Source organism: Pseudomonas syringae pv. tagetis (assembly GCF_022557255.1).
Taxonomy (GTDB): domain Bacteria; phylum Pseudomonadota; class Gammaproteobacteria; order Pseudomonadales; family Pseudomonadaceae; genus Aquipseudomonas; species Aquipseudomonas caricapapayae.
In genome coordinates this window covers 1,163,130-1,187,420 of the sequence record NZ_CP092923.1, presented here as the reverse complement: position 1 = coordinate 1,187,420, position 24,291 = coordinate 1,163,130, and the positions used below count along the sequence as shown (strand labels likewise).

The following is a 24,291-nucleotide window of genomic DNA, read 5'->3' as shown; positions in this document are numbered from 1 at the left end:
AATGTGCTTGCAGCCTGGGGCTTGAGGCTCGCAACTGACTTAGGGATACGATTATGCAGAGGCTCAAGCACGGCCTGTTACAGGCCGCAGGTTGGCTGTTCTATTTAAGTTTACTCATGGGCCTTGCTGCGGCATTGCCCACCAGTATCTTCGACTCACAGTCGAAGAACTTTATATTCCTGATTGGCGCTGTCGGTATCTGGCGCTACTCGATGGGCATCACGCACTTCGTGCGCGGGATGATTTTCCTGTACATCGTCTACCCGCACTTGCGCCGCAAGGTTCGCAAGCTGGGCAGCGCAGCAGACCCGTCTCATGTGTTTCTGATGGTTACCAGTTTTCGTATCGACGCGTTGACCACCGCACAGGTGTACAACTCGGTCATCCGCGAAGCCATCGACTGCGGCCTGCCGACGACTATCGTCTGCTCGCTGGTGGAAATGTCCGATGAGCTGCTGGTCAAGAGCATGTGGGCCAAATTCAATCCGCCGGAACGCGTCAAGCTGGACTTCGTACGCATTCCAGGCACTGGCAAACGCGATGGCCTGGCCTACGGTTTCCGTGCCATCTCGCGCCACTTACCCGACAGCCGTGCAGTAGTTGCGGTAATCGACGGCGATACGGTGCTCAACGAAGGCGTGGTCGCCAAGACCGTGCCGTGGTTCCAGCTGTTCGACAATGTCGGCGGCCTGACCACCAACGAGTTCTGTGAAGTCCGTGGCGGCTACATCATGAGCGAATGGCACAAGCTGCGTTTCGCTCAGCGTCACATCAACATGTGCTCGATGGCCTTGTCCAAACGCGTGTTGACCATGACCGGTCGCATGTCGGTGTTCCGCGCAACCGTGGTAACCGACCCCGAGTTCATTGCCGACGTGGAAAGCGACTCGCTCAATCACTGGCGTCTGGGCACCTTCCGGTTCTTGACCGGTGACGACAAGTCCAGTTGGTTCAGCCTGATGCGTCTGGGTTACGACACGTTCTACGTGCCGGATGCTGCGATCAACACCGTGGAGCACCCGCCCGAGAAAAGCTTCCTGAAAGCCAGCCGCAAGCTGATGTATCGCTGGTACGGCAACAATTTGCGTCAGAACTCGCGTGCCTTGGGTCTGGGCGTGCGTCGCCTGGGTATTTTCACCAGCATCGTACTGTTCGACCAGCGTGTGTCGATGTGGACATCCATCCTCGGCCTGACCGTCGCCCTGATCGCCAGTTTCAAATACGGTGGCGCGTTCCTGCTGATGTATCTGCTGTGGATCGGCATGACCCGCCTGATCCTCACCCTGCTGCTGTCCCTGTCGGGGCACAGGATCGGGCCTGCCTACCCGATAATTCTCTATTACAACCAGATCGTCGGCGCGCTGATGAAGATCTACGTCTTCTTCCGCCTGGACCGCCAGTCCTGGACACGCCAGGACACCAAACTGAGCCGCGACATGGCCAGCTTTCAGGGCTGGTTCAACACGTGGTCGTCCCGAACCATGACTTTCTCGGCTGGCACCATCTTCGTCGCCGTGCTGTTGACGATGGTTTGACCGGGCCAACGGATTAATCGCTTAAGTAGGAAAATTAGCCATGAATACAGCCGTGAATGCGAACGTCGTACATGAATCCGAAGCCCAGCGCCAACACGCGAGGATCAAGATCCCTGCCAAGCTGCGTCTGCTGAATGATCAGCCCAACGCACCGTTGGTACGTGTCGAAGACCTGTCGGCCGGTGGTCTGAGCTTCGTTGCTCCGAGCGGGCAAAAATTCAGCGAAGGTCAGATCGTCAAAGGACGCCTGCAATTCATCATCGACAACCTCGGCCTGGCCATGGACGTCGACCTGCAGGTGCGCTCGATAGACAACTCCAGCCACCGTATCGGCTGCCAGTTCCAGAACCTGGAACCTCAGGACATTGCCACCCTGCGCCACCTGATCACCTCGCACCTGTCCGGCGAAGTCGTCACCCTGGGTGAAGTGCTGGCAACACTGCAGCGCGACAACTTCACCAAGGCACGTAAGGTCAAGGGCAAGGACAGCGGCATGAGCGCCATGGGTCGCCTGCGCGCCGTGACCTTCAGCCTGGGTATCTTCATTGTCGGTCTGGCCGCCTTCGGCTTCATTTTCAAGACGATCTACGGCCTGTACTTCGTCAGCCATGCATCGGCCGGCCTGGTCACCATCCCAAGCATGGACGTGACCATGCCGCGTGAAGGCACCGTGCAAAGCCTGGTCGCCCAGAACGGCGAAGCTGCCAAAGGCGCGCCACTGGCGTCCTTCAACACCAGCATGCTGGAAATGCTCAAGGGCAGCCTGACCGGCGAAGACCTGCAGCCAGCCAAGATCGAAGAGCTGTATGGCAAGCAAATGAGCGGCACCATGACCAGCCCGTGCGATTGCGTTGTGGCTCGCCAACTGGTTGCCGACGGCCAGTTCGCATCCAAGGGTCAAGTGATCTTCCAGCTTGTGCCACGCAACGCGCCGGCCACGGTTGAAGCACGCTTCACCTATCGCCAGTTCAACGATGTCAAGCCAGGCACCCGTGTCAGCTTCCAGATTGCCGGTGAAGACCAACTGCGCACCGGTCAGATCGTCAGCAGCACCAATCTGAGCGACGCCGATCTGTCTACCGACATCCGCGTGCAGATCAAGCCTGACGAAAGCCTGAGCAGCTCGCTTGCCGGCCGCCCTGTCGAAGTCGTCAGCGATCGCGGCCCGTCCGTGAACTGGCTGCTCGATAAAGCAATGGCTGCGGGTCTGTAACCATGAACAGCCCACTACGACGCCTGTCGACCCCCACGCTATTGAGCCTCGCCATCGCGCTCGGCCTGAGCGGCTGTGCCGGCCTGCCTGATCAACGCCTTGCCAATGAAGCCTTGAAAAACGGCGACACTGCACTGGCGGAGCAGAACTATCGGCAGCTGGCGGACCTGGGCTATAGCGACGCGCAAGTCGGCCTGGCTGATATTCAGGTCACGACCCGTGACCCGGCGCTGCTCAAGCAGGCCGAGGCTACCTACCGCGCTGCAGCAGAGACGTCGCCTCGGGCGCAGTCGCGCCTGGGTCGCCTGCTGGCTGTCAAGCCCGACGCTACCGAAGCCGAGCACCGCGAAGCCGAAGGCCTGCTGAAAAAGGCTTTCGCCAACGGCGAATCCGGCACGTTGATCCCGCTGGCCATGCTTTATCTGCAATACCCGCACACATTCCCGGAAGTGAATGCGCAGCAGAAGATCAGCGAGTGGCGCACAGCCGGTTACCCGGAGGCCGGCCTGGCTCAGGTGCTGCTGTACCGCACTCAAGGCACTTATGCTCAACACCTCGATGAAGTCGAGAGCATCTGCAAGCAGGCGCTGTCGGTTACGGACATCTGCTACGTCGAACTGGCCACCGTCTATCAGACGCGCGGCCAGGCCGAGCAACAGACGGCACTGATCGACAAACTCAAGAGCGAATACGCTGCCGGCCGTGTCGGTGCGCAGCGAGTGGACAGTGTTGCGCGTGTGCTGGGTGACTCCACGATCGGTACGCCGGACGAGAAGACCGCTCAGCAATTGCTGGAAAGCGTTGCGCCGGGCTACCCGATTTCCTGGGTGACGCTGGCCAAACTGCTTTACGACTTCCCCGAACTGGGCGACGTCAACAAAATGATGGAATACCTGAACAACGGACGCGCGGCCGATCAGCCTCGTGCCGAGCTGCTGCTTGGACGCCTTTATTACGAAGGCAAATGGGTAACACCCGATGCCGTCAAGGCCGAGGAGCACCTGAAGAAGGCCACCGCAACGGAAATCTCTGCCCATTACTACCTGGGGCAGATCTACCGTCGCGGCTATCTGGGCCAGGTTTACCCGCAAAAAGCCGTGGATGAGCTGCTGACCGCCGCCCGTGGTGGTCAGAACAGCGCCGACTTCGCCCTCGCGCAACTGTTCTCGCAGGGCAAGGGCACCATGCCCGATCCAGTCAACGCCTGGGTTTTCGCCCAGCTGGCGCTGACCAGTGAAACCCCGCAAGCCACCGAGCTTGCCCAGGCACTCAACGCACAACTGCCGCCTGAAAAACTCGCCTCTGCCAAAGACCTGTTGGCACGCGAGCAAAAAGTCCGGGGCGCCGCCGCTACTCAGAACGCGATGGCATTACAGGCCCTGCAAGAAGAAAAAGACGGTGAGGAAGCACTATGAAGTTGAATCCCCTGATGGCCGCCGGCATGGGCCTTGGCTTCACCCTGTTGTGGGCTTGCCCGACGCTGGCAGCGCTGACCGAACAACAGAATTTCGGTATCGAAATCAAAGCCACGGCGCAGGCCGAGGATGATCGCGACCTGGGCACCCGTTCGGGCGGTGACGTCAACGGTGTGGGCCTGGATCTGCGCCCTTGGGTATATGGCGAGCGCGGCGACTGGAGCGGTTACGCAATGGGTCAGGTAGTGACCGCTACCGACATCATTCAGACCGACCCGCTGGAGCAGAGCAACAGCGATGGCAGCGGAACGCAGACCTCGCGTGGCACGGCCAGCGAGCGTGAAACCGACAAGACCTACGCTGCACTGCGGGAATTCTGGATCGGCTACAGCGGTTTCACGCCCTACCCCGGCGAGATCCTCAAAGTCGGCCGTCAGCGTCTGCGCAATGATGACGGCCAGTGGCACGATACCAACATCGAAGCCATCAACTGGTCGTTCGATACCACATTGCTGCGCGCTGAACTGGGCGCTGCCCAGCGTTTCAGCGAATACCGTACCGACCTGACCGAACTGGCACCGGACGACGAAGATCGCAAGCATCTGTTCGGTTCGGTCAGCTACCAGTGGACTCCGGGCCATTGGGCCGGTATCCGTGCCCATCACAGTGCAGACGACGGCAAGCTCAAGTCTCAGGGTCAGGTGCTCGATGATCTGGACAAGACGTCCAACGGCGACCTGACCTGGGTGGGCCTGCAGGCTGACAGCGATGCGTACAACTATCGCAGCAACGTCAATCAGCTCAACTACTGGGGCAGCCTGACCTGGCTGGACGGAACGCGCGACGAGATCGGCGTGACTTCCGCCGCCAACGACCAGTTCATTGCGGGTCAGAAGAACAGCCGCGACATGAATGGCTGGGCCACCGACCTGGGCCTGCGCCTGCGCCTTGACCCGCAGTGGCAAGTCGGTGCCGCCTACTCGCGCGCCAGCAAGGATTACGTCCAGAACGGTCTGGAAAGTAACCGCTCTAACTGGACCGGCACCCGCTCACGCATCCATCGCTTCGGTGAAGCCTTCCAGGGTGAAATGGCCAATGTGGAAACCGGCTCGCTGTTCGCTTCCTGGCAGATGAACGAGGAATACGACGCGTCGCTGATCTACCACAAGTTCCGCCGCGTGGACGGCAACACCGGTATCGGCGGTTCGGGCATCAACGCGGTAAACGATAACCAGGACGGTACGTTCAGCTCGCTGCCACTGGAAGACGGAAGCAAGGACCTGGGTCAGGAAATGGACCTGGTCGTGACCAAGTATTTCAAGCAAGGCCTGCTGCCCGCCTCGCTCAGCCAGTCGTTCGATGAACCTTCGGCACTGGTGCGCCTGCGCGCAGGTGTCTTCAAGCCCGGCGACGCCTATCAGAACAACGTGGACAGCTATATGCACCGCGCCGTTGTCGACGTCATCTGGCGCTTCTGATGCGAACCGCCAAAGGAGTGCCAGAGATGAACAGTCATACAAGCAATGGGCGTAGCCGAAGCTGGCCGCATGCCCTGCTCGAAAGCGCACTGCTGACCAGCGCTCTGCTGATGGCCAGCGGTGTGGCGCTGGCTAACGCCCCTGTCGTCACCGATGCACAGAAGGCGGTGGTCAAAGAGCTGCATGAAGCCAAGACCTACACCATCACCAGCCCGCCGACCGAGCCGCTGGAAATGGCCAAGCCGGTGTTGCCCGACCTGAGCGGCTACACCGCTGAGGCGGCGCTGAAAAAGATCGTGCGCAACAAACCGGGCAAGGTCACTGTCTCGCGGATGATGGAAGAAACCGGCCTCAAGGAATTCATCGGCGGTGACAACAAGATGGCCGAATGGGTTAACCGTCAAAAGGGTATCCCGCAAGCCATCATGATTTCCGACGGCTACGTAAACCTGCAGGACCTGGCCAAAAAGGTGCCCAAGCAGTTTCTCAGCGAAGTCTCGCCGGGCGTCTATGTTGCGCGCCTGCCGATCCTGATCAAGGAAACCGGCATCTTCGAGATCGACAGCAAGACCAAGGAATTGCGTCTGTCTCAGGAAAAGGGTTCATTCATCGTCAGCGAAGGCAACATGCTGATCACCCACACTCAGGTCAACGCCTGGAGTGAAACCCGCAACAGCCTGGCGACCTATCGCAAGCCTGACGAGTTTCGCCCCTTCCTGCTGACCTGGGGCGGCTCGCAAACCTGGATCGCCAACACCAAAATGGCGAGCATGGGCTACGACCAGAGCAAGTCCTACGGCATCAGTATTTCCCAGTACACACCCAACACCGCCAAGATTCTCAAGCGCGCCGAGCCGACCGGCTGGATCATCGACTCCGAATTCTCGGACATGTGGTACGGCTTTTACTGCTACGAGACGCGCGACTTCGTGGTCAAGGGCAATACCTATCGTGACAACATCGTTTACGGCATTGACCCGCATGACCGCTCACACGGTCTGATCATCGCCGAAAACGACGTTTACGGGACCAAGAAAAAACACGGGATCATTATTTCCCGGGAAGTGGACAACAGCTTCATCTTCCGCAACAAGAGCCATAACAACAAATTGTCCGGCGTGGTTCTGGACCGTAACAGCGTCGGCAATATCGTCGCCTACAACGAGATCTATCAGAACCACACTGACGGCATCACCCTGTACGAAAGCGGCAATAACCTGCTGTGGGGCAATCGCGTAATAGCCAACCGCCGTCACGGCATCCGCGTGCGTAACAGCGTGAATATCAAGCTGTACGAAAACGTCGCCATGGGCAACGGCCTGATGGGCGTCTACGGCCACATCAAAGACTTGAGCGACACCGACCGCGACATCGAGCTCGACCCGTTCGACGCTCAGGTGTCGCTGATCATGGTCGGCGGTGAACTGTCCAGCAATGGCTCGGGCCCGCTGTCCATCGATTCGCCACTGAGCGTCGAGCTGTATCGCGTCTCGATGCTGATGCCGACCAAAGAGGTTGGTATCAGCCTCAACGGCATCCTCGGTGAGCGCCAGGACGAGATCCTCGACCTGCTGGTACGCCAGAAAAAAGCCGTATTGATCGACCCCGTCGAAAGCCAGACCGAGCTGCGGGAATGAGGAAGGGTATTGTTATGCACGCACATCTGATCAAGCTGTTGAGCCTGTCCAGCCTCACCGCCGCCCTGATGGCCGCCGCAGGTGTCGCTCGGGCAGACGACTCACAAGCGCCGACGTTCAAGGCCGAACCTTGCTGCACGCTGTGCCCGGCCGCGCATGATGCGAAAAACTACACCACACGCTATCAGCAGAACTTCACCACACTGGTTCAGGCCCAGGGCGACTGGCTGTTCCGGACTCAGGAAGACTTGCGCACCGAGTTCGACACCACACCTGCCGGCTATCGCCGCATGAAAGAACTGCACGATGCGTTCAAGAGCAAAGGCGTCGAGCTGGTCGTGGTCTATCAGCCAACCCGTGGTCTGGTGGATCGCAACAAGCTGTTTCCGGCCGAGCGCGACAAGTTCGACTATGACAAGGCGCTGAAAAACTACCAGGCCATGCTCGGCCGCTTCAGCAAGATGGGTTACTGGGTGCCGGATCTGTCGCCGTTGACCAATGAGCAACAGGCGCATGATTTCTACTTCCGCGGCGACCAGCACTGGACACCTTATGGCGCTCAGCGCACCGCGAAGATCGTGGCCGAAACCGTGAAGAAAGTTCCGGGTTACAGCGACATCCCCAAGCGTGAATTCGAAAGCCATATTTCCGGTCGGATGGGCAAAACGGGCACTTTGCACAATATGGCGGGTCAATTGTGCGGCACCAGTTACGCGATCCAGTACATGGACCAGTTCACCACCGAGCCCAAGGGTGAGGCGGGCGATGGCGACCTGTTCGGCGACTCCGGTAACCCGGAGATCACGCTGGTGGGCACCAGTCACAGCGGCAAGAACTACAACTTTGCCGGCTTCCTTCAGGAATACATGGGTGCCGACGTATTGAACGTGGCGTTCCCTGGCGGTGGCCTTGAAGGCTCCATGCTGCAGTATCTGGGCAGCGAAGACTTCCAGAAGCGTCCGCCGAAAATTCTCATCTGGGAGTTCTCACCGCTGTATCGCCTGGATCAGGAAACCATCTATCGCCAGATGATGGCGCTGCTGGACAACGGTTGCGAAGGCAAGCCTGCGGTCATGAGCGCCAGTACCACCCTCAAGCCGGGCACCAACGAAGTGTTGGTCAATGGCAAGAATGGCATCAAGGACATCCGCAACGGCAGCAACCAGATCGATATCAAGTTTGACGACACCTCGGTGAAAACCCTTCAGGCCAGACTCTGGTACATGAACGGCCGTCACGAGGACCTGAAAATCGAAAAACCGGAAACGTCCGATACCGACGGACGCTTTGCGTTCGAACTGCGCGAAGACGAGGACTGGGCTAACCAGCAACTGCTGGCGCTGGAAATCCAGGGACCGGAAGCAGGCACGGCACCACAGAAAGTCGAAGCCAAAGTATGCAAACGCAACGTGTTCCCGAGCGCTGCGACACACACCGCTCAAGCCGGACTATGAGGTGACTTATGCAGACTCCTAAACTGATACGCCCTACCCTGCTGTCGATGGCGATCCTGTCGTCGATGGCTTGGGCTACGGGTGCGTCCGCCGCACTGGTTCCACCCAAGGGCTACGACGCCCCGATCGAAAAGATGAAGACTGGCGATCACAATTTCACCTGTGAAGCCATTCCAAAACCTTATACCGACAAACTGGTATTCCGCAGCAAGTACGAAGGCTCGGACAAGGCGCGGGCGACCCTGAACGCCGTCTCCGAAGAAGCGTTTCGCGACGCAACCAAGGACATCACCACCCTTGAGCGTGGCGTCAGCAAGGTCGTGATGCAGTACATGCGCGACGGTCGTCCGGAACAGCTCGATTGCGCGCTGAACATGATGACCACATGGGCCAAGGCCGATGCGCTGGAATCGCGCGAGTTCAATCACACCGGCAAATCCATGCGCAAATGGGCATTGGGCAGCATGTCCTCCGCCTACCTGCGCTTGAAATTCTCCGAGTCGCACCCGCTGGCCAATCGTCAGCAGGACGCACAGATCATTGAAGCCTGGTTCAGCAAGCTGGCCGATCAGGTAGTCAGCGACTGGAGCAATCTGCCGCTGGAAAAAATCAACAACCACTCCTACTGGGCCGCATGGTCGGTGATGGCAACCGCCGTCGCCACCAATCGTCAGGATCTGTTCGACTGGGCGGTGAAGGAATTCAAGGTCGCGGCCAATCAGGTGGACAAGGACGGCTTCCTGCCCAACGAAATGAAGCGCCGCCAGCGTGCATTGTCGTATCACAACTATGCCTTGCCGCCGCTCGCGATGATTGCCAGCTTCGCTCAGGCCAACGGCGTGGACCTGCGTCCGGAAAACAACGGTGCATTGAAGCGTCTCGGTGACCGGGTTCTGGCAGGTGTCAAAGACCCTTCGATATTCGCTGAACACAACGGCGAGAAGCAGGACATGACGGACCTCAAGAAAGATCCGAAATTCGCCTGGCTCGAACCGTACTGCTCGCTCTACACCTGCAGCCCGGATGTGCTGGAAGAGAAACACGAAAAGCAGCCGTTCAAGACTTTCCGTCTGGGCGGCGACCTGACCAAGGTCTACGACCCGACGCATGAGAAAGGCGACAAGGGCGACAGCGACGGCTCCTGATTCACCGTCGTTATCTGTAGGAGCGGACTTGTCCGCGAAGACATCTGCCCAAGCGATGCATCCATAAAGACGGATCTCGCCTGGCCAGCTTCGCCGACAAGCTGTGAAGCGATTTACCCCCTGTTTCAACGGGGGGTTTGGGGGGGCTTTGAGCCCTTGACTGTTGGACAAACGGAGAGATAAGGATGGTTTTCTCATCCAACGTGTTCCTGTTCCTGTTCTTGCCGATCTTCCTCGGCTTGTACTACCTGAGCGGGCAACGCTATCGCAATCTGCTGCTGCTGATTGCCAGCTATATCTTCTACGCCTGGTGGCGTGTGGACTTCCTGGCACTGTTCATCGGCGTGACCGTGTGGAACTACTGGATCGGTCTCAAAGTGGGCGCAGCAGGTGTGCGAACCAAACCGGCACAACGCTGGCTGCTCCTCGGCGTGATCGTCGACCTGTGCATTCTGGGTTACTTCAAATACGCCAACTTCGGTGTGGAAAGCATCAACGCAGCCATGACCTCGATGGGGCTGGAGCCGTTTATCCTGACCCACGTGCTGTTGCCGATCGGTATCTCGTTCTATGTCTTCGAGTCCATCAGCTACATCATCGACGTCTACCGCGGCGACACGCCGGCTACGCGCAACCTGATCGACTTCGCTGCATTCGTCGCGATCTTCCCGCACCTCATCGCCGGGCCTGTGCTGCGCTTCCGTGATCTGGCCGATCAGTTCAACAACCGTACGCACACGCTGGATAAGTTCTCCGAAGGCGCCACGCGATTCATGCAGGGCTTCATCAAGAAAGTGTTCATCGCCGATACCCTGGCCGTGGTCGCAGACCACTGCTTTGCCCTGCAAAACCCGACAACCGGCGACGCTTGGCTGGGTGCACTGGCCTACACCGCACAACTGTATTTCGACTTCTCCGGTTACAGCGACATGGCCATCGGCCTGGGTCTGATGATGGGTTTCCGTTTCATGGAAAACTTCAAGCAGCCCTACATCAGCCAGTCGATTACCGAGTTCTGGCGTCGCTGGCACATCAGCCTGTCCACCTGGCTGCGTGACTACCTGTACATCACCTTGGGCGGCAACCGTGGTGGCAAGTTCGCGACTTACCGCAACCTGTTCCTGACCATGCTGCTGGGCGGCCTGTGGCACGGTGCCAACGTCACTTACATCATCTGGGGTGCCTGGCACGGCATGTGGCTGGCGATCGAGAAAGCGGTCGGCATCAATACCAAGCCTTATAGCTTCAATCCGATTCGCTGGGCACTGACCTTCCTTCTTGTGGTCATAGGCTGGGTGATCTTCCGCGCTGAAAACCTTCACGTCGCCGGACGTATGTACAGCGCCATGTTCAGCTTCGGCGAATGGCAATTGTCCGAACTCAACCGCGCCAGCCTGACCGGTTTGCAAGTAGCAACACTGGTAGTGGCCTACGCAACCCTGGCGTTCTTCGGTCTGCGTGACTTCTATCAGAACCGTGAAGCCGACAGCAGCAAAAGTGCCAAGGCTGACGGTCCTGCGACGGCCCAACCGGGCACCATCAAGGCCGTTCCTGGTGACGCACCCGGCAGTCTGCACCTGCCTGGCTACACCGTAGGCAGCGAAGCACGCGTGCAAGCCGCCTATTGGGAAGCCGACTGGCCACGTTACGCCATGCGCGCATTGATCCTGCTGCTGTTCGTAGCCTCGATTCTAAAACTCTCGGCGCAAAGCTTTTCGCCGTTCCTTTACTTCCAGTTCTGAGGAGCCTGACATGACCCGTTCATTACGAATCCTCTATATCGCCATCTTCCTGGCCATACTGCTGGTTCTGGGCATCTGGTCGCTGCGCAGTTTCAGCACATTCTCGACCTCGGCCGAGACCACCGTGCTCAATGGCAAGTGGACCAAGGCAGCGGAAACTCATTACGACGACGAGTTCCCGATCAAGCGTCTGGGCACCAACCTCTGGGCGGCGCTGGACTTCAAACTGTTCAACGAAGGTCGTCCAGGCGTCGTGCTCGGCAAGGACCAGTGGCTGTACACCGACGAAGAGTTCGATGCGGTTGCCAATGGCGAACAGAACGAAGCCGACAACCTGGCCTTGATTCAGGGTGTCCGCGACGCGCTGGAAAAACGGGGCACCAAGCTGGTACTGGCGATTGTTCCGGCAAAAACCCGTCTGTATCCGGAACACATTGGCGACACCAAGCCAGCCAGCCTGCACGCTGACCTGTATCAGCAGTTCCACGCTCAGGTCGCCAAGGCCGGGATCTTCGCGCCGGACCTGCTGACGCCTCTGCAAGCTGCGAAGCAGAAGGGCCAGGTTTTCCTGCGCACCGACACTCACTGGACGCCGATGGGTGCCGAAGTGGCCGCGCAGCAACTGAGCGTAGCCATTGCCCAGAAGACGCCGCTGGAAGGCGAACCTGAGCAGTTCGTCACGCAAGCCAAGGGCACCGAAGCTTACAAAGGCGACCTGACCACCTTCCTGCCGCTCGACCCGCTGTTCAGCAATCTGCTGCCCAAGCCGGACGAACTGCAGAAACGCAGCACCGATCCGGTGGAAGGCGAAGCAGCAGGCGGTGACGCCCTGTTCGCAGACAGCGACATTCCGGTGGGCCTGGTCGGCACCAGCTACAGCGCCAACCCGAACTGGAACTTCGTGGGTGCTCTGAAAGAAGCCCTGCGCAGCGATGTCGTCAACTACGCGGAAGACGGGCATGGCCCGATCCTGCCGATGCTCAAGTACCTGCAGACCGACGCCTTCAAGAATACCCCGCCGCAAGTGGTCATCTGGGAGTTTCCGGAGCGCTACCTGCCGGCACACAACGATCTTGGCGAGTTCGATCCGAAGTGGATCGCCGAGCTGAAGAAATCGCGTGACACCCAAGAAAACGTGGCGCTCAACGCCAAATAATCCGAGTCGCCCAACCGGGCGCAAAACTGAGAGGACTGACTCATGACCTTTAACACTACTGCCAAGCTGTCGACCAAAAACCGCCTGTTCAAAACCTGCGCACTCGCCGCAGGTCTGGGCCTGATGTCCCTGCAAGCGTTCGCCGGTGACTCCGCCCTGTATGGTCCGACCGCCCCCAAAGGCTCGACCTTCGTGCGTGTCTACAACGCCAGCAATGCTGAAATCAGTGCAAGTGTCGGCAACACCAACCTCAACGAAGTGGCACCACTGGGCAGCACCGCGTTCAGCTTCATGCCGCAGGGCGACTACACCGCCAAACTGGGCAGCCAGAGCCTGCCGGTAAAACTGGCCGGCGATCATTACTACACCATCGTCAACAACGCCAGCGGCAAGCCGCAGCTTGTTGAGGAGCCGCCGTTCAAGAACAAGCAAAAATCCTTGGTTCGCGTTCAGAACCTCAGCGACAAGTCTCTGACTCTGAAAACCGCAGACGGCAAGACCGAAGTGGTCAATACCGTCGCGGCCAAAGGCACCGGCGAGCGTGAAATCAATCCGGTAAAAGTCAGCCTGGCGCTGTACGACGGCGACAAGAAAGTCACCGATGTGAAACCTGTGGCGCTGGAGCGTGGCGAAGCCGCCGTGCTCTACATCACCGGCAGCGGCAGCAGCCTCTCGCCAGTGTGGGTCAAGCCACCGGTTGCAACCCGCTAAACGGATTATGCCGGTCGGTTCAGGGCAGTTGCCATGAACCGACCGACGCGGAACAAGAACAAGACAGAAACGACAGACACCTCGTACGGCCCTAATTGAATGCTTTTGGAGAAACAAAATGATTCCAGTTATCTTGTCAGGCGGTAGTGGTTCACGACTCTGGCCGCTTTCGCGTAAACAATTCCCTAAACAGTTCCTGGCACTGACCGGCGAGCACACCCTGTTCCAGCAAACCCTGGAGCGTCTGGTGTTCGAGGGCATGCAGGAGCCTATCGTGGTCTGCAACAAGGACCACCGTTTCATCGTCAATGAGCAACTGGCGGCGCTGAACCTGGAAACCCAGGCGATCCTCATGGAACCGTTCGGCCGCAACACGGCACCCGCCGTTGCGCTGACCGCCATGAAGCTGGTCAATGAAGGCAACGACGGCCTGATGCTGGTCCTGCCTGCCGACCACGTCATCGAAGACCAGAAAGCCCTGCAACGCGCACTGGCACTGGCGACCGTAGCCGCAGAACGCGGCGAAATGGTGCTGTTCGGCGTACCGGCCAACAAGCCTGAAACCGGCTACGGCTACATCAAGTCCACCGCCGATGCCCTGCTGCCGGAAGGCGTCAGCCGCGTTTCGCAGTTCGTCGAAAAACCTGACGAAAAACGCGCCAAAGAGTTCGTTGAAGCCGGTGGCTACTACTGGAACAGCGGCATGTTCCTGTTCCGTGCCAGCCGCTTCCTCGAAGAGCTGAAAAAGCACGATCCGGACATCTACGACACCTGCCTGCTGACCCTCGAGCGCAGCGTACAGGATGGCGATGCGGTTGAGATCGACGCCTCCACCTTCGCCTGCTGCCCGGACAACTCCATTGACTACGCGGTCATGGAAAAAACCCAGCGCGCCTGCGTCGTTCCGCTGTCGGCTGGCTGGAGCGATGTCGGTTGCTGGTCCTCGCTGTGGGAAGTCAACGCCAAGGACGCCAACGGTAACGTCACCAAGGGCGACGTGGTCATTCAGGACAGCCGCAACTGCATGATCCACGGCAACGGCAAACTGGTGTCGGTGATCGGTCTGGACAACATCGTGGTCGTCGAAACCAAGGACGCGATGATGATTGCCCACAAGGACAAGGTCCAGGGCGTTAAGCAGATGGTCGCCACCCTGAACGAACAGGGCCGCACCGAGACCCAGAACCACCTCGAAGTGTACCGTCCGTGGGGCTCCTACGATTCGGTAGACATGGGCGGTCGCTTCCAGGTCAAGCGTATCTCCGTCAAGCCGGGCGCATGCCTGTCCTTGCAGATGCACCACCACCGCGCCGAACACTGGATCGTGGTATCCGGCACTGCGCAGGTCACCTGTGACGAGAACGTGTTCCTGCTCACTGAGAACCAGTCCACCTACATCCCGATCGCCTCGGTCCATCGCCTGCGTAACCCAGGCAAGATCCCGTTGGAAATCATCGAAGTGCAATCGGGCAGCTACCTGGGCGAAGACGACATCGAGCGTTTCGAAGATATCTACGGTCGTTCGAATGCGCTGGAAGCGGGTGTGAAGACGCAGACGATTGCGCGCTAACAGACGCTTTTAGCTGCCAGCGAGACAGCCCCCGGCAATTCTTTGCGTATTTTTATACGCACAGGATCGTTGGGGGCTTTTTGTATCGCCGTACTGCTCATTGTTGCGCTGGAATAGCATGTGCTCATATTCCGCCTGCTCATATGCACTGATCGGCAGGCTATCGCCAAGAGTGGCTGCTTCCCATTTTCACGAAGCGCGAGAGTGGCATTCGCTTCTCAGTTTCTGCATGATGACGTTCCGGATTTTTTAATTTTTCACCCTTAACATGGTGATTGATCATTGTTGAAAACAGCTTTTTTAACCCACGCCCTTCCCTGAGCAACACGTCCGTGAACACTCTGGGCCCCGTCACGGCTGAAACAATTCTCATCCTGTCGTTTACATCGGCGGTGCTACTGAGCACTTTTCCAAGGCCCGTCTCTCGATAGACGCTGTACCGGCTGACGACCTCCTTTTCCAAACTGCTGAGCACCGGATTTTTAGCAGGTGAAGCGAACGAGCTGTTGTTAAGCACGAATTCACTCCTGTTCCAAGGCGTATCCGTGGGATACAACGTGAAGACCCGGTTGTGTTTGGTTATGAAATCGGAATCCCTGATACCGCGAGTGAACGAGTCGTCGGTGTCTGAATAAATACCGCCATAATGGTTGATCAGGCTGTATCGCAGCACGTCACTGGCTGCCGAGTAGTGTCGAGGATCATCCCCATACAAATCCTTATAAATCTCGTATGACGGGGTTTTCTGAAACTTCTTGAAAAATTCTTCTTCCCTGAGATTTGAAATATGAACGTTCCTTCGCCCGCGCAGCGCCGAAACTATTTCCGTTTCATCACCCTTTCGCAGGTCCATATGCAGATGCAGCGTCATTTGATAGTCGGGGTTCAGCACAGAAGTGTTTTCAATCCCTTTAAGGTGTTTCATCAATGGTTCGGGAGCGCCCAACCAGATGTAGTGAATATGCTTGGGGATTTCAGCGACTCCTCCCCCAGCGTCAATGAACGTGAGCGGGTTGTTCCTCAACATACCGTATAGATTAAGTCCGTCCTCGATACCGGCAGGGTCCGGATTGATCCACCGCTGTAACCACGGCGCGTAATACCGCAGCCCGTAATAATAAAGCCCTGTCGCATCACGCTCCTTACCCGAGTAACGCACGGTCTTATAACTCGCCTCGATGATATTGCGACCTGTCCACCATGATGTTCCGCCAAACGGGTAGTAACTTTCCTGACTGATCAGTCGCCCCTGCGCGTCCAGTTCAAGCGGGCCGGACCCCAGATGATCACTCAGGGTGTAGCGGATCTGGTCATTTTTAATTGCATCGGGCTTGCCGGTCTGCCAGTGCAGCACTCGTGCACTGTTGCGTCCGCCTTGAGCAACCACGACGTGCAGGGCTTCATCGGTGGCGCTATCAGTGCGTATTTCAAGTCCTGGCAGATAGCGCACGTCGGCGATGTGGGTGACGGCTTTGGCCTGGGTGGTGCGCACCTTGCGCAGGCGCTGGCCGCTGGCGTCGTAACTGTATCGTTCACTGTCGTCATTGCCGGATTCACGAATCACTGGCCGCACTTGCTGCAACTGATTGCGGCGATCCCAACTCAGGTCCTGCCCGGCTTGCAGGGCGAGTAAATTGCCATTGGCGTCGAAGGCAGCAGCGATTTCTGCTTCTTCAGGCTTATGGTTATTGATCACCGGCAGACTACGGTTGCTGTAACGCGCAGTCACCAGTGTTCGCGAATGGGACTGCGCGCCTGAATGGGTAAGCTGTTGCAGGTTGCCACCTGCGTCGTAGCGGTAGGTCTGCGTGTAGTTGGCCAGCTGCGTGGGATCCGCAGGGCTCTGGAAACCGGGAAGCACGGGGCCGTGATTGACAACTGATGATTCCCTGCCCGTGGCTTCGATCAGTTGGTAAAGCGTGTCGTATTGATAGGTCGAAACAGGGTCGATACGCTGATTGCCGCTATAGACCGTTGGCTGAGCGCGATCCTCGATACGAATTACGTTACCGACCGGGTCGTAGTCGTACAGCAAGTCTTGCAACATCGGCCCATTGGCCCGCCTGGCATTCAGCTCCAGCAGACGACCGTCTTCAGTGGCATAAAGCGCAGTGCTGATCACCCCATTGCCAGCCGTTTCCGACACCACCCGCCCCTGCGCGTCGTACTGAATGGCACTGACCAGAACCTGTTCGGCCTGACCGTTGAGCTGTAAACGACTGTCTTTCAACTGACCTGCAATGGTGTAATCCAACGACTGAACATTGCCCTGCGCATCGGTCTGCCGGGTGGTCTCGTTCAGCGGGTTATAGCGCCAGTGGGTGGTCGCACCGTCGCCGGGCTCCAGCAAGGCATCGCGCCCGGTCAGCGACTCGGGCCAGTCAGGCTCATCGACTGCGTGCAGAAACCGTCGTGTTTGACGGATCACACTTCCCGAAAGACCGTACGCGTCGTCAAGCAGCGTACCTGCCGGATCGTCATGACGAATCAACTGACCGCACTGGTTATACGCGGTCGCATCAGGGCCGCCATAAAGCAGGCGCTCAACGCAGTGTTCATCTTCAAAAACCTCCGTGGGCCTGAGCAACGCATCGTACTGAGTACGTCGCACAATGCCCCGGCCATCCCAGGCCTCCAGCACCTGTCCGGCCTCCCCCGCCAGCAACACCCGCCAGCCCGCATCCACACTGTCGCTGGCCAGAACCCGACCGCTGAGCGAATGAATGACGCTGAGATTGGCAGGTGCCCGATCAGCCCACAGGCGCGGATCCCAATGGCTGACAGGTCGCCCCGCCATGTCGAACGACGCATGGCTACCAAGGATTTGCGGTTCGATATCGCTACTCGCGCGGCATAGCGCAATTGACACCACAGGCAACCCGCGCGGATCCACCAACTGTAATGCCGGCGTGTGCTGATGAAGGGCAATCGAACGTTCAACCATGACTGGCACCTGCATAAGTCCGATGACGCGGGAAGCTTCCGCGCTGTCCCACACTCTAGATAAGTGGGGCCGTAGCGCCTACTGACACTTATGACAGAGGAACAACGAGAGCAGACTGCAGCGCGCCTTGCACCGGTGCCTTGCTCATTGGTCAACGCCTGCCCAATGTCTGTAGTATCTCCTACACTGTCCCACGCTGGAGACCCGCATGTTTATCGGCATCCTGTTAATCCTGACCTGGCTTATCCTCCTGCTCCGCTACCCGGCGAAGGCCTTGCCCGTCTCGCTGGCTGCGGCTGTCGGGCTCGGGGCAGTGGCGGCCATCGTCATCTGGCAGGACAGCCGCGAAACGCGCCAGCTTGAGCATCTGGATATTCGCCTGAGTTACGATCCGCAAGGCTGCCCGGCAGATCGTCCGTTGCAGGTCAGCATCACCAACACCAATCCAGTCACCCTGCAGGAGCTGCGTTGGCGGATAGCAGCCTATGCGCCCGGTGATTCGGTGAATCTGACCGACAACACCTACGCGTCCGCACGCTATCGCGGTCCCGGTGAGCTTCAGGCCAAAGGCACGTGGCAGGATTGCGTGCCGGTGCCCGCACTGCGCAACGGGTATCGCCCACAAACCCTGGAATTTCGCGCAGAACATCTGCAAGGCAGTTTCTCGGACTGATCACAAGGATCTCCCCCATGCCCATCGCTTTGATTACAGGCTGCTCCAGTGGCATCGGCCGTGCTCTGGCCGACGCGTTCAAGGCCACGGGCTATGAAGTCTGGGCCACTGCGCGCAAGGCAGACGATGTTGCGGCACTCAGTGCTGCCGGCTTCATTGCCGTGCAACTGGATGTCAACGACAGCCTGGCAGTGGAGCAACTGGCCGCCGGTCTGGAGCACAGCGGCCTGGATGTGTTGATCAACAACGCCGGCTATGGCGCGATGGGTCCTTTGCTTGACGGTGGCGTGGATGCCTTGCAACGGCAGTTCGAAACCAATGTGTTTTCAGTCGTCGGGGTTACCCGGGCGCTGTTTCCGGCACTGCGTCGCAACAAGGGCCTGGTAGTGAATATCGGCAGTGTTTCAGGTGTGCTGGTCACGCCGTTTGCTGGCGCATACTGCGCGTCCAAGGCTGCGGTACATGCACTGAGTGACGCGCTGCGTCTGGAGCTGGCACCGTTTGGCGTACAGGTGATGGAAGTCCAGCCCGGTGCCATTGCATCGAGTTTCGCGAAAAACGCCAGCCAGCAAGCCGAACAGTTGATCAGCGAGCAATCGCCGTGGTGGCCGATCCGCGAGGGTATTCGTGCACGCGCCAGGGCTTCTCTGGACAACCCGACCCCAGCGACCGAATTCGCTCGCGACCTGCTCAAAGCCGCGCAGCAAGCCCATCCGCCGCGCCTGCTGCGGCTGGGGAACGGCTCGCGCCTCCTGCCGCTGATAGCGTGGTTACTGCCCAAGGCTTTACTGGAGAATGTCTTGAGAAAACGCTTCGGATTGAATGCCGACTTGTGACACAAAGCGTCACAAACGCTGATCAGCCGTCTACCGGCCTGACGATCACCGTGCAGGTCATGCCCGCTGCCAGCAATACGCCCTCAGGTACAGCGTCCAGATGGATACGCACCGGCACGCGCTGGGCCAGGCGGACCCAGTTGAAGGTCGGGTTGACGTCGGCGATCAGCTCGCGGCTTTGCGGGTTGTCGCGATCGTAGATGCCCCGCGCGATACTTTCGACACGCCCCGTGAGGACTTCGCCGCTCATCAGTTGCAGGTCTGCCGGGTCACCCACCTTGAGGTGCGGCAGCTTGGTTTCCTCGAAAAAGCCATAGACCCAGAACGAGTTCATATCGACCACCGCCATCTTCGCTTCGCCAATGCGCGCGTAGTCGCCGCGATGCACGTTCAGGTTGGTAACGTAACCGTCCACCGCCGCCAGCACCCGTGTACGGGCCAGGTTCAGTTCGGCGGCTTCCAGCTGCGCCTGCGCCAGTTGATAATCGGCCAGCGCCGAGGTGGCGACGTTGCCGGCATCTTCACGATTTTCTGCCGAGATGACCAGCTCATCCATATCAGCGCGACGCTTGGCGTTGAGCTTGCGCATCTCCCAGGTCGCCTTGCGTGAAGCCAGCAATGCCTGCGCCTGCCTGACTGCAATCCGGTAGTGTTCCGGATCGATCTGCATCAGCAAGTCGCCACGTTTTACCCACTGGTTGTCGCGCACCGGAACATCCACCACGGTGCCGGACACATCGGCGGCCACATTGATGATATCGGCGCGTACCCGGCCATCACGGGTCCACGGGGTATCCATGTAATCCACCCACAGCGTACGACCGACCCAGAGCGCAATGGCCAGCACCAGCAAGGTCGCAAACAGGCTGTAAAACTTTTTCATGCAGGGATTTCTCGATCGGGCATCACTGATAAAGGGGCAGCGCCAGAGCGCCGAAGATGCAGATAAACAGACTCAGGCGCAGCAAGGCCGGGTGCCAGAAATGCCGATACAGGTCGAATCCGGCCAGCAGACGATCCAGCGCCCACGCCACACCTGCCGCCAGCAGAAACAGCAGGGTCAGGGTCGGCAGGTAAAGGCCGTGAAACGCTATCTCACGCGGCATGGGCCATTCCTGAAGCGGTGTGATCGCCATAGACAGCAAACGGCGACTGCGGGTCGAGCAGCGAGGTGCGGATGAAGTGCAGATAGCTTTTCACCCGACGCAACACCGACGTGTCGAAATGCGCAGCGAAAGGCTCATCGGCCTCCTGCACACGCTTGATGGCCTGGTCGACTGCCGCCAGGCCGCGTTGCAGATTGACCGCATCGGGCTGAATGAACAGACGCACCAGCGCGCGTCCCATGACACGCAACGCAATGCGCCAGGGCTGGTAGTCGGCGTAGGCGGGATGAATCGGCAGGGTCGACTGTTCACGGCGCAACTCGATAATCGCGTGACCGATTTCCAGCACTACGAACATCCAGCGCAACAACTCGCGCTGCACCAAGGGCCTGCTGATCGCCAGACCGTACGCCTGATGCATCAGATCGCGGGTCTGGCTCTCGAAGCTTGACCCCAGGCGCTTGAGCGGTGCACCCATCGCAAACACCACTTGGTTGCGCAGGGCTTGCTCCAGACGTTGCCACATCCAGCGGCTGTTGGGGGGCAGGATGATCGCCCCGGCTGCGGCACAGATGAGCATGCCGATAACCATCGCGAGGTAATCATTGATGAAGGTGTAAGGGTTGTAGACCGTCAGGTTGCCCGGCACCGAGCCCAGGCTGAAAAAAATCAGCAGCCCCAGGCCGCATCCCGTCCACTGCGGACGGGAACCCAGAAATGCGCCGAGCACAAATACCGGGGCCAATAGCAGACACAACAGCACAAAGCCGTCGATGTGCGGAAACAGAAAGAAGGTTTCGACAAAGCCCAGTAGTGCACCGAGCAACGTCCCCCCGGCCATCTGCAGCGACATGCGCCTGGGGTTGTTGGTGGTCGATGACAAAGCAACGGTAGCCGCCGAGGCCAGCACCATGCTTGCGCCGCTGGGCCACGCCGTCAACACCCAATACGCACTCATCAGGCCGACCACGCAGGTCGCACGGACACCGGACGCCAGCGCCGTCATCCAGTGCGTACGCGGCACGAATGAGGCTTGCCACTGCTCACGCACATGAGTGTGATCAGCCAGCGATGCATGGGTCAGCGCGTAATCATGCAGTTCGCTGAGCAGCCGGTACAGCAGCTCGAACGCCGTATGAAAGTCGAGCCGTTCGGCTTCGCTCGGCAGGTCTCGCTCAAGCTCGGCGCGCAGGCTTCTGACCCGTTCGGGCAACTGCGCCCGGCAGGACTCAAGACGTGTGACCAGCAGCGCGGCATCGCTGTTGGTCAATGCACGGTTCGCGAACCCGTCAAGCAGGTCTGCGAGGCTTTCAAGGCCGGGGCCGACGTGCGTCAACACGGTATCGGCATGTCCCATACGCAGCCGCTCCAGCAACTGATGCAACGCATTGAAGCGCGTAGTGACGGCCATGAATTCGCTGTTCAAGCGATTGAGCCGGCCATTGCGTCGGCGCATGTGCGGGTCTTCGAATACCGTGACGCTGCGCAGCCCTTCCAGACCAATGGCCTCGGCCACGAAACGCACGTTCCCGGTTTCAAAGGCCGCGCGTGAGATGCCCCCGCGCAACCCCTCGGCCATAAAGCGGGCGAACACACCAAAGCGCTGGTACAGGGCGTTGCGCATGGCGGCGCTGGAACTCTGCGGCAGGATCGCTGCACTGACCGCAGTGGAACAGAGAATGCCCAGGGTAATTTCCAGCACCCGCCACACTGCGGACATGAACGACGCTTCGGGATGAGCCAGAGCGGGCAGCCCGACCATCGCAGCCGTGTACCCTGCCAGCACGAAGCCGTAAGCGCGAAAATTGCGATAACGTGCCGCACCGGCAGAGCAGATACCGACCCAGAGCGCCAGGCAGCCGAGAAACAGTACCGGATTCTGCGCAAACAAGGCCATCAACAGCACCATCATCGACGACCCGGCCAGCGTCCCCAGCAGCCGATAAAAACTCTTGGCGAACACGTGCCCGCTTTGCGGCTGCATGACGATGAACACAGTGATCATCGCCGTGTGCGGCTGTGGCAGCTCCAGGCGCAGAGCCAGCCAGTAGGTCAGGAATGCAGCAATCAATACCTTGCCCAGGTAAACCCACGTCACCCCGTCGCTGCGCGCCCAACTGTGTAGCTCGCGACGCCAGGGCAAGTCACTGATGCGGCGCACAGAGGCGATCATTGAGCGCACGCTCGATCGGCCGCGGCACCCGCGCAATGACGATTGTCACCACCCAACGCCACCACCAGCCCGGCGTAGGCGTTCAAGCGCGCCGCCTCGACCTGTTGCTGGATCTGCTGCTGGCGAAACAGTTGCGTGCGTGCGTTGAGCACGTTCAGGTAATCGGTCAGACCGCGTTGCCAGGCGATCAGCGCAATGTCGTAGGTCTTTTGCGCCGATGCGACCGACTCGGCGGCGAATGCCTGTTGCTTGTCCATCGAGGCACGGCGAATCAACTGATCGGAAATACTTTTCAGCGCCATCACCAGCGTCTGGTTGTAATGCGCCACCGCCTGGTCATAAGCGGCCGATGCCTGCCCCAGCTCGGCGCGCAAGCGCCCGCCATCGAAGATCGGCAGGCTGATCGCCGGCCCCGCCTTGTAACTCAGTTTGCTGCCGGTCAAAAACTCCAGCAGGCCGCCGCCGGTGGCCATGTAGCTCAGGCTGCCGACCAGGTCGATATTGGGATAAAAGCCCGCGTGCGCGACGTCGATGCCGCGTGCCTGCGCCGCCACCTGCCAGCGAGCAGCCACCACATCAGGCCGCTGGCCCAGCAGCTCGGCGGGTAATGCCGACGGCAATTTAAGCTCGGTACGCAGCGACAGCGCGGGCCGTTGCAACGCAGCGCCCTCACCCGGGCCCTTGCCTGCCAGTGCTGCCAACTGGTTGCGACTCAGGGCGATGGCTTCTTGCAACGCATCGATCTGTCGATGGGCTTCAGGCAATGGCGTTTCGGCCTGACTGACGTCGAAATGCGTGCCGATCCCGCCCTTGAGGCGACGCCGGGCCAGGTCCAGCATTTGCTGTTGCTGAGCCAGAGCGGCCTCGGCGATGTCCAGCCGGGCGTAGTTCAGGGCGAACTGGATGTAGGCGCGGACCACGTTTTCCTGCAATTCGAGTTGCGCCTGACGCTGCTCGGCAGCACGTGCATGGGCCACATCGAGTGCCTGCTCGGTGGCATTGCGCTCACGTCCCCACAGATCCAGCGCGTAGCTCAAACCCAGCGATGCATTGTTGTCCCAGGTGCGAGTATCGGCCAAGGCTCCCGGACCATAGAACTGATCGTTTGGCCAGGCATGACGCGTCAGGCTGGTATCGCTTTGCACCTGCACAGCCTCGGAGGACTCGGCGACCTGCGCCACCGCCTTTGCCTGGCGCACACGAGCCGCGGCGAGCGCCAGGCCCGGGCTGCCTGATGTCGCAATATCGATCCAACGATCCAGTTGCGCATCGCCGTAGACACGCCACCACTGCGCCATGGGCCAGTGCGCATCGAGGGCAGCGCGCTGGATCGCCTCGTCGGTGGCCAGGCTGTCGGCGCGCAATACACTGCCGTGCGGTTTGATTCCGTGGGTTTCGATACAGCCGCTGAGAACCAGCGTAAAAGCCAGAATACCGAGGGGCTTGAGCCCTCTGATGATGCGACGCTGCACAACTGCGAGTTCCCGAACGAAGGTGATGCAC

Annotated in this window: 18 protein-coding genes; 13 read left to right on the top strand and 5 right to left on the bottom strand. The window is 59.3% G+C overall.

From position 1 onward, the window contains the following. Nucleotides 1-53 precede the first annotated feature (53 nt). The 11 genes from alg8 to MME58_RS05220 all read left to right on the top strand — a co-directional run bounded on the left by alg8 (nucleotide 54) and on the right by MME58_RS05220 (nucleotide 15,056). Nucleotides 54-1,535 (top strand): mannuronan synthase, encoded by a 1,482-nt coding sequence (gene alg8 / locus MME58_RS05270; RefSeq protein ID WP_002552255.1) that lies wholly within the window; start codon nucleotides 54-56, stop codon nucleotides 1,533-1,535. Between the two features lie 40 nt (nucleotides 1,536-1,575). Next, nucleotides 1,576-2,748 (top strand): alginate biosynthesis protein Alg44, encoded by a 1,173-nt coding sequence (locus MME58_RS05265; RefSeq protein WP_054984387.1) that lies wholly within the window; start codon nucleotides 1,576-1,578, stop codon nucleotides 2,746-2,748. Between the two features lie 2 nt (nucleotides 2,749-2,750). Next, nucleotides 2,751-4,163 (top strand): alginate biosynthesis TPR repeat lipoprotein AlgK, encoded by a 1,413-nt coding sequence (gene algK, locus MME58_RS05260; protein ID WP_055005219.1) that lies wholly within the window; start codon nucleotides 2,751-2,753, stop codon nucleotides 4,161-4,163. After that, a complete protein-coding gene (locus MME58_RS05255; RefSeq protein WP_055005218.1) occupies nucleotides 4,160-5,641 on the top strand; it encodes an alginate export family protein in 1,482 nt (493 codons plus the stop codon). The genes algK and MME58_RS05255 overlap by 4 nt, the downstream gene beginning before the upstream one ends. A gap of 26 nt (nucleotides 5,642-5,667) precedes the next feature. After that, nucleotides 5,668-7,278, top strand: a complete 1,611-nt coding sequence (algG, locus tag MME58_RS05250; protein ID WP_054984390.1) for a mannuronan 5-epimerase AlgG — start codon at nucleotides 5,668-5,670, stop codon at nucleotides 7,276-7,278. 14 nt (nucleotides 7,279-7,292) lie between these two features. Then, nucleotides 7,293-8,732 (top strand): alginate O-acetyltransferase AlgX-related protein, encoded by a 1,440-nt coding sequence (locus tag MME58_RS05245; RefSeq protein WP_054984391.1) that lies wholly within the window; start codon nucleotides 7,293-7,295, stop codon nucleotides 8,730-8,732. Nucleotides 8,733-8,740: 8 nt separating this feature from the next. Further along, a complete protein-coding gene (locus MME58_RS05240; RefSeq protein WP_054984392.1) occupies nucleotides 8,741-9,877 on the top strand; it encodes a mannuronate-specific alginate lyase in 1,137 nt (378 codons plus the stop codon). A gap of 185 nt (nucleotides 9,878-10,062) precedes the next feature. Beyond that, nucleotides 10,063-11,619, top strand: coding sequence for an MBOAT family O-acyltransferase (locus MME58_RS05235; RefSeq protein ID WP_054984393.1), 1,557 nt, complete (start codon nucleotides 10,063-10,065; stop codon nucleotides 11,617-11,619). A 10-nt stretch (nucleotides 11,620-11,629) separates the two neighbouring features. Next, nucleotides 11,630-12,775, top strand: a complete 1,146-nt coding sequence (locus MME58_RS05230) for an alginate O-acetyltransferase (RefSeq protein WP_054984394.1) — start codon at nucleotides 11,630-11,632, stop codon at nucleotides 12,773-12,775. Between the two features lie 42 nt (nucleotides 12,776-12,817). Then, nucleotides 12,818-13,486: an alginate O-acetyltransferase AlgF gene (locus MME58_RS05225; RefSeq protein WP_054984395.1), complete on the top strand. Its 669-nt coding sequence runs from the start codon at nucleotides 12,818-12,820 to the stop codon at nucleotides 13,484-13,486. 118 nt (nucleotides 13,487-13,604) lie between these two features. After that, a complete protein-coding gene (locus MME58_RS05220; protein WP_054984396.1) occupies nucleotides 13,605-15,056 on the top strand; it encodes a mannose-1-phosphate guanylyltransferase/mannose-6-phosphate isomerase in 1,452 nt (483 codons plus the stop codon). A gap of 160 nt (nucleotides 15,057-15,216) precedes the next feature. Here MME58_RS05220 and MME58_RS05215 read toward each other — a convergent pair whose 3' ends face one another. Next, nucleotides 15,217-18,000 (bottom strand): RHS repeat-associated core domain-containing protein, encoded by a 2,784-nt coding sequence (locus tag MME58_RS05215; protein ID WP_055005217.1) that lies wholly within the window; start codon nucleotides 17,998-18,000, stop codon nucleotides 15,217-15,219. Between the two features lie 208 nt (nucleotides 18,001-18,208). Between MME58_RS05215 and MME58_RS05210 the strand changes: the two genes are divergently transcribed. Both MME58_RS05210 and MME58_RS05205 read left to right on the top strand, forming a co-directional pair. Continuing rightward, complete coding sequence (locus tag MME58_RS05210; protein WP_055005216.1) at nucleotides 18,209-18,673, top strand: hypothetical protein; 465 nt, start codon at nucleotides 18,209-18,211, stop codon at nucleotides 18,671-18,673. A 17-nt stretch (nucleotides 18,674-18,690) separates the two neighbouring features. Then, the gene (locus MME58_RS05205) at nucleotides 18,691-19,509 is read left to right on the top strand and encodes an SDR family oxidoreductase (RefSeq protein ID WP_055005215.1); all 819 of its coding nucleotides are present in this window, start codon (nucleotides 18,691-18,693) and stop codon (nucleotides 19,507-19,509) included. A gap of 22 nt (nucleotides 19,510-19,531) precedes the next feature. Here MME58_RS05205 and MME58_RS05200 read toward each other — a convergent pair whose 3' ends face one another. Genes MME58_RS05200 through MME58_RS05185 form a run of 4 tightly spaced genes read right to left on the bottom strand, consistent with a single transcriptional unit; the run spans nucleotide 19,532 to nucleotide 24,260 of the window. Next, entirely contained in the window at nucleotides 19,532-20,392 is an 861-nt protein-coding gene (locus tag MME58_RS05200; protein WP_055005214.1) for an efflux RND transporter periplasmic adaptor subunit, read from the bottom strand. A 22-nt stretch (nucleotides 20,393-20,414) separates the two neighbouring features. Then, entirely contained in the window at nucleotides 20,415-20,615 is a 201-nt protein-coding gene (locus MME58_RS05195) for a DUF1656 domain-containing protein (RefSeq protein WP_054984400.1), read from the bottom strand. Next, nucleotides 20,605-22,788 (bottom strand): FUSC family protein, encoded by a 2,184-nt coding sequence (locus tag MME58_RS05190; protein ID WP_055005213.1) that lies wholly within the window; start codon nucleotides 22,786-22,788, stop codon nucleotides 20,605-20,607. Before MME58_RS05190 ends, MME58_RS05195 begins: the two co-directional genes overlap by 11 nt. Next, complete coding sequence (locus MME58_RS05185; protein WP_055005212.1) at nucleotides 22,785-24,260, bottom strand: efflux transporter outer membrane subunit; 1,476 nt, start codon at nucleotides 24,258-24,260, stop codon at nucleotides 22,785-22,787. The genes MME58_RS05190 and MME58_RS05185 overlap by 4 nt, the downstream gene beginning before the upstream one ends. Between the last annotated feature and the right edge of the window lie 31 nt (nucleotides 24,261-24,291).